The sequence below is a fragment of the Bacillus sp. 7894-2 genome, from assembly GCF_002272225.1.
Classification (GTDB): Bacteria; Bacillota; Bacilli; order Bacillales; family Cytobacillaceae; genus Cytobacillus.
In genome coordinates, this window is sequence record NZ_NPDG01000088.1 from 1 (window position 1) to 14,774 (window position 14,774).

Genomic DNA, 14,774 nt, shown 5'->3' on the forward strand with positions numbered 1-14,774 from the left:
AAGAACGCCTTTCCGTGAGGCTCGTCTTGTGCTTGTCGGGGGTGAGCAAGGTGCTTCCGCTTTTCTTATTAAGATCGATTTTTTTGTCTTGCCCTGTCTCCCTTATATTTTCTCCAACCTACGTAAGATAATGTAATGATGATTATGCTCCCGGTTGAGATGATCACCCACCAGAGGGATGGATCCGTTTCATCTTCTGTCATTTCATCAAAGATAGTCTGCAGATCATTTTCCAATGCAGCAAGTTCCTGCTGGCTTGCCTGCTGGGAAAGCACCTGAGGCCGATAATGATCGATAAAATTTATGCGGGCGTTCAGTTTTTGTACCTTTTCTGCATCCACATCTATCTTCAGACTGGGATAAATAACCTCATATAAAGACAAAAAGGAATTCAAACGTGAATGGAAGTTCTCGTTATTTCCGCTGTATGCCGCTTCCTTTACCTCACCAAACACTGACATGATCGGCTTCTCCATTTCAGTCCATAAAGGCTGATATTTGGAGGAAATCGCATCCATTACGAGGCGGAATTTTGTTGCATGATTAAGCCGTTCTTCGTGGCTCATAGATGTATTTACCGCAGCTTGTACAGCATCATCATGAGAAACTGTAATAATCCGCAGCTCGTCCATTGTAAATGGCCTTTCCTTGCCGTTTACAGCAACGAATTGCTCGGAGAAATACTCCAACAGCTTCTTGGCATCCTCATACCTGTGAAGCTTAACCATCTGTAAGGCTTCATTAGACAATTGATCTAATTTATCTATTTTTGTTGTCTTATCTGCAGACACCATTCCAGGCAATAACATAATAATGAATAAGAATGCGATTACTTTTCGCCTCATCAAACTTGTCCCCCCTCAAATTACTATTAGATAAATATGAAAAGAGGGACAAGGTTAGACCAGAAAATAATTTTGGGGGCCAGGTTATTTCTATATAAACAAAAAAGACCCAAAACACTAAATGGTTTGGATCAAGGGAATCGGAGCACTATTTCACTATATCCAGACGAAATCGATTTTTTCTTAGGACGAAGTAATACGCTGTTCCTAGTGAGAAAATGCTGAGCCAGAATGTAAAATAGCCGATTTGCGGTGTGTAAAGATTTAGTATCGGATAGCGGGGAAGCATGAAAAAGACGTAATCAATTACATCATTGTGCAGAGTCCAGATACCCGTAATGACTAGATGCCATGTTTTGAAGCGATAGAATGGTGCGTAGAGAACACCCTGGACTGCCATTGCACCATGAGAGAAGATCAGCATGAGAGCAAGGGGATCCAATCCACCTGTAACCTGAAATACGAGCAAATTCATAACTACAGCCCATATTCCGTATTTAATAAGGGTTACAATTGCTAAAGCTTCCATCAATGGCCAATTTTTGCCCATTAGAAAGGCGATGAGCACAAACATAAAAAACAGGCTCGCTGTAGGGCTGTCGGGTACGAATGGCAAGAAAATAGCCGGTGTATCTACCAGCTGCCACTTATACCATATATACCCATAGATGGTGCCTGCTGTGTTAATAATCAGAAGGAGTATCAGCATAGCTCTGCTGCCTAATAAAGGATAGATCCATTTCATGTTTTTTCTCCTTTTCTCTATGTACACGATTATTTCATTATTTTACCACATCAAACTCCTATAAAAAAACGAACAATTATTTGGCAAAAAAAAGAAGCTGGCAATGCCAGCTTCTTTTTAATTATTTGCTTTCAAGGCCAGAAATGAATTCAGCAAGCTTTTGAAGTTCTTCATCAGAACCTTTGAACATTCCTGGAGGCATAGCGCCTTTACCGTTTTTAGCAATGTCAGCAACTTCTTCAGGTGTTAACCCAGTGTCAACAAGTGCAGGTGAACCTGCTCCACCCTGAAGGTCTCCTCCGTGGCAGGAAATACATCCGTTTGCTTCAAAAATCTTGTAGCCTTCGTCTTCTTTATCGAATTCTACTTCAGCCACAATCTTACCTTGCTGTGCAGCTGCCTCCCAGTCATGGTGGGCAACAGACTCCCAAGTCAGATAAGTAATGCCGGCTAGAGCCAATAGCATAAAGCCGGTTGCTAAAGGACGCTTGGACGGACGGCGTTCAGGTCCGCGGTCAATAAATGGTGCAAGCAACAATGCTCCGAATGCAAGACCCGGAATAATAAAAGCACCGATTGCATTATAAGGTCCGGATGCATAGCTGTATTTTAGAAGCTGGTACAAGAACAGGAAGTACCAGTCTGGCAGCGGAATATAAGCTGTATCACTTGGATCAGCAATTTTTTCTAATGGCGGCTCATGCGCAATTGTCAAGCATAGGAAACCGATAAGGAATACAGCCCCTACCATCCATTCCTTTAACAGGAAGTTTGGCCAGAATGCTTCTGTTTTTCCTGGATATTCCGAATAGTCTTTCGGAATATTCGGTTTGCGTTCTGCAGGAACACGAGAGTCACCTACGAATTTCATACCTTTACCACGATGCATTGGGCGATTTCCCCTCCTTTTGCAATGATCATAAAATTATTTCTTACAACGGTCCTGAAATACCCTGCTTACGAATCATAATAAAGTGGGCAGCCATTAACCCGAATAATGCAGCCGGTAAGAAGAATACATGGATAGCAAAGAATCGGGTGATCGTCTGCGCGCCGACAATATCAGAATGTCCTGCAATTAGTATTTTCAGATATTCTCCAATCAGCGGAGTTGATTCTACGATCTGGATTGTTACTTTTGTAGCGAAAAGGGCTTTCATATCCCAAGGCAATAAGTAACCTGTCAGTCCAAGTGCAAGCATTATGAAGAAAATAAGCACTCCGACAACCCAGTTTAATTCACGGGGCTTCTTATAAGCTCCCTGGAAGAAAACACGTAACGTATGTAGGAACATCATTACGATTACCAAACTTGCTCCCCAGTGGTGCATTCCGCGGACAATCTGCCCGAATGCAACATGGTTTTGAAGATAATACACGGATTCCCATGCATTTTTGATATCCGGAACATAGTACATTGTCAGGAACATACCGGATAAGATTTGAATTACAGTAACGAAGAACGTCAGACCGCCAAAACAGTAAACGAATGCAGAGAAATGATGTGCGGGGTTTACATGCTCAGGCACTTCATGGTCAGCAATATCCCGCCAGATCGGCGTAATATCTAAACGCTCATCTACCCAATCATAAATTTTGTTTAACAATTATTACGCCTCCTTTCGCGGTTCAGCCTTGCCTAAATACAAGAAGCCATCTTTTTCTTTGTAAGGAAATACATCAAGTGATGCAACCGGCGGTGTACCTGGAACGTTTGTCCCATCCTTTGTATAAAGGCCGCCATGGCAAGGGCAATAGAAATGATCAGGGTTTGACTTGTCAGTATTCCAGTCAACTACGCACCCTAAATGCTTACATACTGGAGACAATGCAACAATTTCACCTTTATCATCCTTATAAACCCAAGCAGTGCCGGTAACTTCGGATGTGTACCATGCATCCTGCTGCTCGTAAGTGTAATCAACCCTTGTCGGCTTTTCGGTAATTTCAGCCACTTTTTGCTTTGTTGGAATAAAATCACTTTCACCAGCTGCCTGCAATACAGGATCAACCGCAAAACGGACCATCGGCATTAGCATGCCTGCTGCCATGAAACCGCCTACACCAGTAAGTGTATAGTTCAGGAATTGACGTCTAGTAACTCGATTTTTGCTCATACTTTTCCCCCCTCTATTATGAAGTTAAGTCCAACGGACAAAATTCAACACAATATAAAACTAGGACATAACAATGATATATCAATCTTTATGCAAGGTCAATATAATCCTTTGGCGAAACATGTAAATAGAGCGACTTAACATTCGCACTATTCACCATTTTGCCACTTTTGGACAAAAAGATTCAGCAGCTGTTTCACCTGGTCATCGAGAATGGAGTTCCTATAATTTTCATCCATATTCTCAAGAGGCAGAGATGGAAGCCAAATCAAGCCTCCTTCCAGCCGGTCTTCGAACGTTTTCCACATGCTGTCCGAAGTTAATAGGAAAATATGCTTAAACCCCTGAGCCTTCAATTCTGATTCCCATTGTCCCAAGCCGCTGATCAGGCTCTCTTCTGATGCCGGTTTCAGATATGCATATCCAGGCAGCATGATGAGACGCCCTCTGAATTGCCGTTCAAGCTGCACACTTAGAAGTGATATAAATTCTGTCATCGCTACAGACTGTTTGATATCATCGCCAAATGATACAGGAAGAAGCGGGAGAACAGCTGTGTCTACATATTGCTTTTCTTTAAGGAACATGTCGATATCCTGTGATATCCATTTCATATCATTCACTCCATTACATATATTTGCCTTCCTTAATATATCATTAATGATTAGAATGCTTCAAATCAGAGAATGCAGGCAAAATAAAAGCCCTGCTTTTATAAAAGCAAGGCTTAGGTGGTTTCTAATTTATTCAGCTGCTGAGTCAGAACGTTAAAAGCTTTTTTATCCTGCTTATCCAATGCTTCATCAATGAGTACAAGGAGTTTCTCTCTTCTAAACTTTTCCAGGCTTTCCGCGAGGAACCTTTCCGCAATCAGCCGGTCCTTTTCGTTTACCTGGAGTGTCTTTGGCATAAAGGGATTTTCCTCCATGACCGCTGCATACTGATGGGCCTTATTTGAAGCATGGAAATTAAGCTGGATATAAATCTCTTCATCCCTGTTTAAGCGAATATCATGGAAGGACTTCTCCGCATCTGTGGTCATTACATTCTCTTTGTAAAAACGGAAAGGAACTTCATCCACACAATGTGTCGACATGATCAGGCCTCTTGGGCAATACTGTGCCTGCTCCACAAAATGCACCTTCTCCATAAGCTGGTCATGACTCATCAAATAATTGAGAATCCAAACACATTCTCTTCTTTTGAGCTGATAATGGTTCAAAAACCAGCGGATAAAATCTTTCTTCTCGTTGACAGATACAGGGGTCGCCATTTTTGATTCCCTCCTCTGCTTACAGACAAATTTGGTCTTACTGAAACTGCATTAAGTATAGAAACTGCCATATTTAATCAAGAAAATCATCCGTGAGTCGCTGCAGCACATCCAGATATTCCTCATTGCCAGGCTCCAGTTTGGTTAATGTATTAAAAATTTCGGCAGCCTCTTCCCTTTTTCCTTCCTCTGCTAAAAAATATCCGTAATCTGAAAGAAAATCCGGCTGCTGTTTAAAGAAAGTATATGCAAGCTGATATTTGTTTAATGCCTCTGAATATTCCTCTAAATGCTGAAAGGCAACGGCTGAATCCCATAATAGCTGGGGCTCTTCCAGCTCGTTCAGCATTTCAGTAATTTCGATTACATCTTCATATCTTTCCTGCTGGAGGAGAAGTTTATTTAAAAGAATCGCTGCCTGGACATATTCGGGATCCAGTGCAAGAGCCTGCCTGAACATATCTTCGGATTCTTTTTCATTGCCATTTTTCAAGGCAAGCTTCCCGCCATAGAAAAATAGCTCTTTGTTAAATTCGTCCTGTTTTATGCCTTCCTTGACTGCTTCCAGGCCGCTCGCGGCTTCTTCCTCCCGCTCGTATGCCTGAGCAAGGTATAAATACAGTGAATGATACTCGGGATCCAGCTCCTTCAGTTCAGTCAATTTTTCAATGGCTGTACGGTTAAAGCCGGCTTGAAGCGCTGTAAAAGCATAACTGAAAAGGGTATTAATCTCCAGTTTGTCATCAAGCGCTTTTTCGTAATATGGAAGGGCTTCTTCAAATGCTCCGCCTGCACTGAGAATATCCGCCAATCTCTGATTTACATTTATGCCTGCAATGATTTCCTCTTTCCTGAGAACTTTTTCATAAATCCGCTTTGCTTCCAGGAACCGACCCTGCTCTGCATAAAGTTCACCCAGGGCAAAATCTACAATTATCTCATCAGGCAATATTTCTTTTGCTTTCAGGAGCTTTTGTTCGCTGACCTCAAATAGACCATCCATCTGATAAAGGTCTGCTAATAAGAGAAGCGACTGCGGAAAGCTCGGATCATGTTCATTTATTCTTTCAAGGACAAGGATGGCTTCCTCTTCATTTCCAAGATCAATATGTGTTTCAGCCAGCAGAACGAGCAGTTCTCCTTCTTCCGGATATGCTTCCAGAAGCCGTTCATATAAGGCTTTTGATTCCTCAAGGAAACCGTACTGGAACAGTTCTTCAGCCAGCAGGAACCTTTCTTCATGGGAACCATCCAGCAGTATTTGCTGATAGCTCTCCAACGCTTCTTCATGATGACCGTTTTCTAAAAGAGTAATGATTTTATTTACTTTATCCATACTAAATTCCTTTCGAATGCTAATCGGCTATTTTAAAATAAGCTGGTGTGCTGATTTTAACCTGCTCGCCGGAACCTGAACGAAAAATCACTTCTTGTCCGGCTCTAATCACTTTTCCCTTCAGTACAGTGACAGCAAGTTTATCTCTATGATAATGAAACAGCTGTGATTCTTCAACGGTAAGACCTTCTTCAGGTTTTTCAAATAAATTATAACTGACTTCCCCGCCCTGATGGATATTCCCTTTTAAAGGGTAAATCCCGGCTTTGGACAGAACTGACCTCGATAAAGGCTCGTGTTCCATCAGCTCATTCGGCACCGAAGGTATTTTCTCTTCCTGCATCAGTTTTGCCCATAATGTATTTATTCTGCTTTTCTCCTTTTCATTCCTGCCTGCAAAGATGGGTACAAGCGGACAATTATAAGGAAACATTGCTTCCCGCAGCCAACCCCATGGAACTTGTTCAAGCTCCTTTGCATCCTGTATTTCAACAAAAACAACAGGAACTCTTTCTCTCTTACATTTTCTCATAAAAGAAGGGGTAAGGAGACGGACAGGAATTTTCACACCAATAATATAATCAATCGGGCTGCTTAATAAACTTGCATTAAAGCTTTTAAGATCACTCTTCAAAGAATATTCATGCTTAACAGGCACGGCTGTCAGGAAGGCTGTACATCCTTTTAAAAGAAACTCCCGGATATAATACTCTTTGAGTTCTGAAAAGGGCTTTTCAAGCGGGATGGATGTGTCCAGAACCACGAATCCTGCAGACATAATAAATGCACCCGCATCCATTCTTGTGAATTGAAACCTTTTCATTTCAGTCTGCATCAGTGAAATCTCATTATTTCTTATCAGCATAGATGTTTTTAACAGCTTGTCTTCCTTTAGCAGATTTGCATTCTCAATAATATATGTCATAAAACCACCCTCTTAAACGGTCTTATGACAAGCTATGAAATTTTCAGATAAATATGACTGCTTGTACAGAAAAAGAGCTGCAGGAAAACAGCTCTTTTTTCTATGAATGTAATTCAATCTGAAATAAGGCTATCTAAATGATCAAAAAACGACGGATAGGATACAGAAATTGCTTCTTTCTGCTGAAGGTGAACTTCGTCTTTTGAAATGGCGGCAGCAATTGCCAGCATCATGCCGATCCGATGGTCTCCGTGACTTGAGACAGTTCCACCTGAAAGAGATGATTTTCCCCTGATTACCATTCCATCTTCTGTAGCAGTAATCACGGCTCCAAGCTCTGAGAGTTCATTGACAACCGTATCAATGCGATTCGTTTCCTTTACCTTAAGTTCCTCTGCATCCTTAATTACTGTTTCTCCCTCTGCTTGTGTTGCGAGAAGGGCAATAATTGGAATTTCATCGATAAGCCGCGGAATGAGCGCCCCTTCGATAACAGTTCCTTTAAGTTTAGAAGTTCTGATGGTAATATCCCCTGCAGGCTCAGCTGATCCATTTTCATACGGCTCAATGCTGAAATCTGCACCCATCTGCTGCAGCACTTCAAGGATGCCGGTTCTTGTAGGATTCAGTCCAACGTTTTTCAACGTAATTTCACTATTAGGCACAATGGCTCCTGCAGCCAGAAAGAAGGCAGCAGAAGATATATCACCGGGAACATGAATTTCTGTCCCTGTCAGTGTTTGGCCTCCCTTAACCCGAATGGTTTGCCCATCTGCTGCAACATCCCCGCCAAATTGTGTGATCATTCTTTCAGTATGATCACGTGTCTTCACAGGTTCAATAATGACTGTTTCTCCGCTTGCCTGCAGGCCGGCAAAGAGCAGTGCTGATTTAACCTGTGCGCTCGCGACAGGAAGCTCATATGTTACTCCTGACAAGGGGCCGCCAATGACTGATAAGGGGGTGAATTCCCCATTCTTCCTGCCATGAATCTTTGCACCAAGTAAACTTAGTGGCGAGGTTACTCTTGTCATCGGCCTTTTTGCAATGGATTTATCTCCGACAAGGACTGAATGGAACGGACGGCCAGCCAGAATTCCCATCATAAGGCGTATCGTCGTACCTGAATTCCCAACATCCAGAATATCAGCCGGTTCCTGTAATCCATCCATTCCCTGCCCCGTAATTGTAACTTTATTGCCTTCCTGCTCAATAGTTACTCCGAGCTTGCGGAAGCAGGCTATCGTACTAAGACAATCCTCTCCTAACAGAAAATTAGTTACAGAGGTCTTCCCTTTTGCAATGGATCCAAACATCACAGAACGATGTGATATGGATTTATCACCGGGTACCGCTATTTCCCCGCTTAAACCTTTGACATTTGACTTCAATTTTGCCGATATCATCTATCATCACCCTTTGCTAAATTAAAAAATTCGCTCTATAGACCGATGGTTGTTTCATAGCTTGTATACAGTTCCAGGCAATTAATTGCCCGATCCCTGTCCTCTTCCGTTTGAAAGCTGATAACCAGAACTCCATAAATTTCTTCCCTTGTCTCCAGGATTCGGATATTCGTAATGCTGATTTCTTCCTGAGCCAAATATCCAGTGATTTCTGAAATGACACCAGGGTAGTCCGGTACATCCACGAACAGATCATAAAATGCCGGAATTGCACCTTTTTCTTTTTGAGGCAGCTCATCCCTGAACATCTTTGCATGAGAAAAATATTCAAATATGCCCTCACTGTTTTCCTGTCTGAGGATTGATTTTACTATCTCCATTTCTCCCTGCCAATCCTCCATTAACTTAAGCAGCACTTCTTTATTCTGAAGGAGAATATCCCTCCACATAGCAGGGCTGCTGGAGGCAATCCTGGTAATATCCCTGAAGCCTCCAGCTGCCAGTCTTGGAATCAGCTTGTGCGAACGGCTTGTTTTTTCTGCCTGATGGACCAGGGAAGCAGCTATCATATGCGGAAAATGGCTGACGATCCCGGTTATATAATCATGTTCATCGGGAGCTATGGTCAGAAATTTCGCTTTTGTTCCTGAGAGCCATTCCTTTAACCTTTCAACCTCCGCCGGAGCAATATGCTCTTCAGGAGTGAGCAGATAAAAGGCATTCTCAAAAAGCAAATCTTTTGCTGCAGTGACACCGCTCTTATGGGAGCCTGCCATTGGATGCCCACCGATAAAAGTGATTCCTTTTTCCTTTAGTACCTTTGCACAGCTTACAATTTCTTTTTTTGTGCTGCCTGCATCCGAAATGATGACGTTATTTTTCAATTCACACTCTTTTAAAATATGTATTATTTTTTGAGTCTCCTGTACAGGTGCAGCTATTAAAATTAAATCAGCGTCCCTTGCCCCATCCTTAATAGTATCAGAAATTTCGTCTGAGACCCCAAGCATTTGGGCAAGGCGTCCCTGCTCTTTATTAACATCAAAGCCGATGATCATGCTTTCACTATGTTTTCTTTTTATTGATAGGGCCAAAGAACCTCCGATCAAACCAAGGCCAATAATAAAGATCTTCCCTCTCATCCTCTCACCGCCTTTATTAAAAATAATTCAGAGGCATTATTATGCCTCTGAATGGATATCAAAAAAGTATTTATACTGCTAACCTAAAAAATCCCTACAATGCTGCAGCCTGCTTTGCAAGATACTGGCCCATTGCGGCAAGCACACCATCATTCTGTTCCTTAGAACCTACCGTGACACGGACATAGCCCTGGAAGCCAAGTGCCTTGCCGGACCGGACGATATACCCTTTTTCAAGTAAAAATTGAAACACCTCATCTGAATCGGCATTAAAATTGATTAATATGAAATTTCCCTGTGAAGGGTAATAACCCAGTCCATGATCTTCACAGAAAGCATAGAATTGTTCGAGCCCTTCGCGATTTTTCCGTCTGCACTCTTCAATGAAATTCTGATCCCCTATGGCTGCAGCAGCGGCAGCCTGAGCAAACTTATTTACATTAAATGGCTCTCTTACCGGTTCGAGGGCTTTGATTGTTTGAGGATTAGCAATTCCATAGCCTACCCGAAGGCTTGCTAAGCCATAAATTTTTGAGAATGTACGCAGGACAATCAAATTTTCGTAATTCCGGATTAAATCCAATGTATTGCAGTAATCCTCTGCTGTAACATATTCATAATAAGCTTCATCAAGGACAACCAAAACATCTTGAGGCACCTTTTTCAGAAATGAAAGCAATGCAGACTCATTAATATAGTTCCCTGTCGGATTGTTTGGACTGCACACCCAGACTACAGCAGTTTTTTCATCGATGGCAGCCAGCATTCCATCAAGATCATGCTCTCCTTCAACCAGTGGAATTTCCCTGATTTCCGCACCTTCTACCACAGCATTATGCCTATATTGCGGAAATGTTGGCGCCGCCATAACAGTATTGGTTTCCGGACTTAATAAAGCTCTGGAAATCATTTGAATAATTTCATCCGAGCCATTGCCAAAAATCAGCTGATCTTTCTGTATACTTAAGTGCCCTGCCAAAACCGACCGCAGCTCAGAAGCATAACCATCGGGATACAGGGCAAAAAATGACGGCGACTGATTCATCGTAAAAAGAACTTTTTCAGAGCATCCAAAAGGATTCTCATTTGAAGCAAGCTTAACTATTTGATTCAGTCTATATTCCTTTTTTACTTGATCAATTGATTTCCCCGGCTGGTAAGGAGTTAAATTCAACAGCTGTTCCTTCCATTTCATTCAAATCCACCTCTTTTTTTATCGCTTTCACTAATTATCGTGTTAAAGCACTTTTCGTCTGCTCCTATATTATCACAAAACTCTCCATTAAGGAGAGTTCGTGGTGTTTAGATCTGGCCGAAGCTTGATGGCTCCACGCAAATAAATATGGCGGATATTCTGCTGAGGAGTATCTGTATTCACATGCATCATAACCCGGATACAATTAGGGAGCGATCCTTCAATAGGAATTTCTTTCATGCACATGACAGGAACGTATGTCCAGCCTTCTATTGAACGCATTGCCTTTGCGGGAAAGGCTGCTGTTAATTCTTCCGTAACGGATATAAAGACAGAAGCTACATCCTCAGATATAATATTATTTTCCTGAATCATTTGCCTGATCAGCAGCTCAGTCGCTTCTAATATCTCGGCTTCACAATTCTCATCTACGGTGACGGCTCCCCTCACCCCTCGAATCACTTACAGCACCTCCCATAACTGTTTTGTCAGCCTTTTTATTTTGTAAAAATAGCAAGCTCCCGCAAAATCAGGTCATCAGAAACCTGATATATGACAGGCTTACCCACTTCCTCTAAAAGAACAAAGCGGACATTCTGTCCCTCTGATTTTTTATCCTGCTTCATCCGCTCAAGCAGTTTTGAATGTGATAAATCTTCAGGGAGATCTGTTTTGTAGCCAAGCTGATCAAGCCAGCGTTTGAATTCGTTAACATCAAAGCAAAGATCCAGCAGTGTTTTACTTAATTGAAGTGCAAATATCATCCCTACTGCCACAGATTCGCCATGTGTCCATTCTCCATAGCCTTTCTCCGCTTCAATTGCATGGCCCAGAGTATGGCCGAAATTCAGAAATGCCCGAACGCCAGCTTCCTTTTCATCCTCTGCAACAATCCTGCCCTTGATCTCTATTCCCTTTGTAAGCATCCTGCTTAATTCATCAGAGGGAAGGCTTTCAAGGGTAAGGATGTTGTTTTTAAGGTTCAAATAAAAGTTCATATCATCTATCAGGCTATGCTTTATGACTTCTGCAAACCCTGAGCGCAGCTCTTTCTGAGGCAGGGAGTCAAGAAACGCCAGATCATAAAACACTGCCTGGGGCTGGTAAAAAGACCCTGCCATATTTTTTCCTGAAGGATGGTTGATGGCAACTTTTCCTCCCACAGCGCTATCATGTGCCAGGATGGTAGTTGGAATCTGAATGAAGGGTATTCCTCTCATAAATGTGGCTGCGACAAAACCTGCCAAATCTCCGACAGCTCCCCCGCCAAACGCCAGGATAAGAGATTTTCGATCAAGTTTATGTTCCAGAGCAAAGGACAAGCACTGATAGTAAACTTCAAAGGTTTTGGCTTTCTCACCGCTTGGCACAGTACAGACTTTGGCCTCAATCCCCGTAAGTGACGCTTCCAGCTCTGGCAGATGCAGGTCCCGAACCGTTTCATCCGTGATGATCATTACATTTGTCAAGGCCGGAAAAGCATCTTTAATATATGATCCCAATCCCTCAATTGCTCCGGACCCTATATAAACCGGATAGGCCTTGTCAGGTGTTTTGATTAAAATCCTTTTCATTAAAACTCCCTCGCAAATTGTCTTTGCTGTTCAACGGACGCTTTTAATGTCTCAAACCGGTCAGAATAAAACTGGTCTACAATGGCTGAAGCCAGTTCCCAGGCAATCACATTTTCTGCAACGACTGCAGCTGCCGGCACCGCACAGCTGTCAGAACGCTCTATGCTTGCTGAGAACGGTTCCTTTGTTTCGATATCTACACTTTGCAGCGGTTTATAGAGAGTGGGTATTGGCTTCATTACTCCTCTGATGACGATTGGCATTCCCGTTGACATGCCCCCTTCTAAGCCGCCAAGACGGTTTGTTTTCCGATAATAGCCTTTATCCGGGTCCCATGCGATTTCATCATGAACTTCACTTCCAGGCTTCCTTGCTGCCTCGAAACCTATGCCAAACTCGACACCTTTAAAAGCATTGATGCTCACCATCGCACCTGCAAGCTTCGAATCAAGCTTTCGGTCATAGTGTACATAACTTCCAACTCCCGGTGGCATTCCTTCAACAATAACCTCCACTACACCGCCGATGGAATCGCCATTTTCCTTAGCGGAATCGATCGCAGCCATCATTTTTTGGGAGGCAGTCTGATCCAGACAGCGAACGGGCGATTCTTCTGTAATTTCCTTTAACTCCTTAAGTGAAGAATAATCTCTTTGGCCTGAAATAACCCCGCCAATTTCAATAACATGTGCTGCAACCTCAATCCCCAGCTGAGAAAGCAGTTTTTTTGCAGCTGCACCGGCAGCCACTCTCACTGTGGTTTCTCTGGCTGAAGATCGCTCTAAAACATTTCTCATATCCCTGTGCCCATATTTTAGGGCACCATTTAAATCAGCATGGCCTGGGCGAGGACGGGAGATTTTTCTTTTCATTTCTGCCTCATCTTCAGGATTGAGAGGATCCTGGCCCATAATTTTTGTCCAGTGCTTCCAATCATTATTCTCAACAACAAGTGCTACCGGGGATCCCAGTGTGTATCCATGTCTGATCCCGGCTGTTATTTGAACAGTATCTTTTTCAATTTGCATCCTTCTGCCTCTGCCATATCCTTTCTGGCGTCTGGCAAGCTCTTCGTTTATATCTGAATCTACGAGCGGCATTCCTGCTGGCAGCCCTTCTATTATAGTAGTCAGCTGCGGTCCGTGAGATTCACCAGATGTAAGATATCTCAAAACTCTTTCCCCCTTCAACTCATTAAAGGATTATGTACCAATATAACATAATGATAAATATAAGAATAGATAAAATTGAAAATTCCTATAATATTTTATTTCTTCTTATGAATGGAGCCATTTTAACACGAATATTATTTACTACCAAACTAAAAAACAAAAGAAAAAGAGGACGACCAAATAATCATCCTCCATGTGTTATTATTCTTTTTTATAAAAGAAAGTTTCAGCAGATGCCAGTTGATAGCGGCCTGAGTTAAAAATCTGTTCAGTGCTCCCAACAAAGAATATCCCATCTTTTCTTAATGCGCCGCTGAATTTATGATAAAGCTGATCCTTTGCTTCCTCTGTAAAATATATGAGAACGTTCCTGCATACGATGAGATCATACGGACCGCCAAAATCATCTGAAAGGAGATTTTGCTTTTTGAAAGTTACTGTCCTTTTTATATCCTCGGATATTTTATAGAAACTTCCTTCCCGCTGAAAAAACTTTTGTTTCATCATATCAGGAACTTCGTTTAGCGAACGCTCAGGGTAAAGACCCATCCGTGCCCTTGCCAGGGCATTTTCATCAATATCAGTTGCATTTATCTTGATTTGCGACATTGGCAGCATTTTTGATAATATCATGGCAATTGTATAAGGTTCTTCACCAGTGGAACAGGCAGCGCTCCAGATTTTCAGATTCCTATTTTGATCTAATAGTCCAGGCAGGATATTTTTTTCGAGCACCTCCCACCTTTGTGCATTCCGGTAAAATTCGGAAACATTTATTGTCATCCTGTCCAAAAAATCATTCAGCAGTTCTCTATTCTTGACTAACGCGCTAAAAAAACTTCCAAATGATTGAAAGCCTTTTTTCTCATACAGGGATATGAGCCTTCTCTTCATTTGAGCTTCTTTGTACAGCGAAAGATCAATTCCTGTTTTTCTTTTTATATTTTGTATAAATTCCTGATAATCGTCGGCCATTCTATTTCCCCTCTGATAATACCGGTGAGCTTTTTTCTTTTATGGTTATACCCATCCAGCTGAAATAAT

General features: G+C 42.2%; 16 protein-coding genes. All 16 read right to left on the reverse strand.

Translation table 11 applies throughout. The features are described from left to right. Positions 1-68: 68 nt before the first annotated feature. Positions 69-845: a sporulation protein YpjB gene (gene ypjB, locus CHI10_RS12905; RefSeq protein ID WP_061792753.1), complete on the reverse strand. Its 777-nt coding sequence runs from the start codon at positions 843-845 to the stop codon at positions 69-71. A gap of 148 nt (positions 846-993) precedes the next feature. Continuing rightward, on the reverse strand, positions 994-1,590 hold the full coding sequence (lhaT, locus tag CHI10_RS12910; RefSeq protein ID WP_095244675.1) for a lipoprotein heptaprenylglyceryl N-acetyltransferase LhaT: 597 nt from the start codon (positions 1,588-1,590) through the stop codon (positions 994-996). A 121-nt stretch (positions 1,591-1,711) separates the two neighbouring features. After that, positions 1,712-2,479 carry a menaquinol-cytochrome c reductase cytochrome b/c subunit gene (locus CHI10_RS12915; RefSeq protein WP_095244676.1) on the reverse strand — a complete coding sequence of 256 codons (768 nt, stop codon included), beginning with the start codon at positions 2,477-2,479 and terminating at the stop codon, positions 1,712-1,714. A gap of 43 nt (positions 2,480-2,522) precedes the next feature. Beyond that, positions 2,523-3,197, reverse strand: a complete 675-nt coding sequence (qcrB, locus tag CHI10_RS12920; protein ID WP_035330156.1) for a menaquinol-cytochrome c reductase cytochrome b subunit — start codon at positions 3,195-3,197, stop codon at positions 2,523-2,525. A 3-nt stretch (positions 3,198-3,200) separates the two neighbouring features. Beyond that, on the reverse strand, positions 3,201-3,707 hold the full coding sequence (locus CHI10_RS12925) for a Rieske (2Fe-2S) protein (RefSeq protein WP_095244677.1): 507 nt from the start codon (positions 3,705-3,707) through the stop codon (positions 3,201-3,203). Between the two features lie 149 nt (positions 3,708-3,856). Next, positions 3,857-4,321, reverse strand: coding sequence for a YpiF family protein (locus tag CHI10_RS12930; protein ID WP_095244678.1), 465 nt, complete (start codon positions 4,319-4,321; stop codon positions 3,857-3,859). Between the two features lie 113 nt (positions 4,322-4,434). Next, positions 4,435-4,980, reverse strand: a complete 546-nt coding sequence (locus CHI10_RS12935) for a ReoY family proteolytic degradation factor (RefSeq protein ID WP_095244679.1) — start codon at positions 4,978-4,980, stop codon at positions 4,435-4,437. A gap of 73 nt (positions 4,981-5,053) precedes the next feature. After that, on the reverse strand, positions 5,054-6,316 hold the full coding sequence (locus CHI10_RS12940) for a tetratricopeptide repeat protein (protein WP_095244680.1): 1,263 nt from the start codon (positions 6,314-6,316) through the stop codon (positions 5,054-5,056). A gap of 19 nt (positions 6,317-6,335) precedes the next feature. Further along, positions 6,336-7,241, reverse strand: coding sequence for a hypothetical protein (locus CHI10_RS12945; protein ID WP_095244681.1), 906 nt, complete (start codon positions 7,239-7,241; stop codon positions 6,336-6,338). Positions 7,242-7,354: 113 nt separating this feature from the next. Continuing rightward, positions 7,355-8,647, reverse strand: coding sequence for a 3-phosphoshikimate 1-carboxyvinyltransferase (gene aroA, locus CHI10_RS12950; RefSeq protein WP_095244682.1), 1,293 nt, complete (start codon positions 8,645-8,647; stop codon positions 7,355-7,357). A 35-nt stretch (positions 8,648-8,682) separates the two neighbouring features. Next, positions 8,683-9,789 (reverse strand): prephenate dehydrogenase, encoded by a 1,107-nt coding sequence (locus CHI10_RS12955; RefSeq protein WP_095244683.1) that lies wholly within the window; start codon positions 9,787-9,789, stop codon positions 8,683-8,685. 94 nt (positions 9,790-9,883) lie between these two features. Next, a complete protein-coding gene (gene hisC, locus CHI10_RS12960) occupies positions 9,884-10,984 on the reverse strand; it encodes a histidinol-phosphate transaminase (protein ID WP_095244684.1) in 1,101 nt (366 codons plus the stop codon). A gap of 87 nt (positions 10,985-11,071) precedes the next feature. After that, a complete protein-coding gene (aroH, locus tag CHI10_RS12965; RefSeq protein WP_095244685.1) occupies positions 11,072-11,446 on the reverse strand; it encodes a chorismate mutase in 375 nt (124 codons plus the stop codon). Between the two features lie 35 nt (positions 11,447-11,481). After that, the gene (gene aroB / locus CHI10_RS12970; RefSeq protein ID WP_095244686.1) at positions 11,482-12,558 is read right to left on the reverse strand and encodes a 3-dehydroquinate synthase; all 1,077 of its coding nucleotides are present in this window, start codon (positions 12,556-12,558) and stop codon (positions 11,482-11,484) included. Beyond that, on the reverse strand, positions 12,558-13,730 hold the full coding sequence (gene aroC / locus CHI10_RS12975) for a chorismate synthase (RefSeq protein ID WP_095244687.1): 1,173 nt from the start codon (positions 13,728-13,730) through the stop codon (positions 12,558-12,560). The genes aroB and aroC overlap by 1 nt, the downstream gene beginning before the upstream one ends. A gap of 201 nt (positions 13,731-13,931) precedes the next feature. After that, positions 13,932-14,705: a CheR family methyltransferase gene (locus tag CHI10_RS12980; RefSeq protein ID WP_095244688.1), complete on the reverse strand. Its 774-nt coding sequence runs from the start codon at positions 14,703-14,705 to the stop codon at positions 13,932-13,934. Between the last annotated feature and the right edge of the window lie 69 nt (positions 14,706-14,774).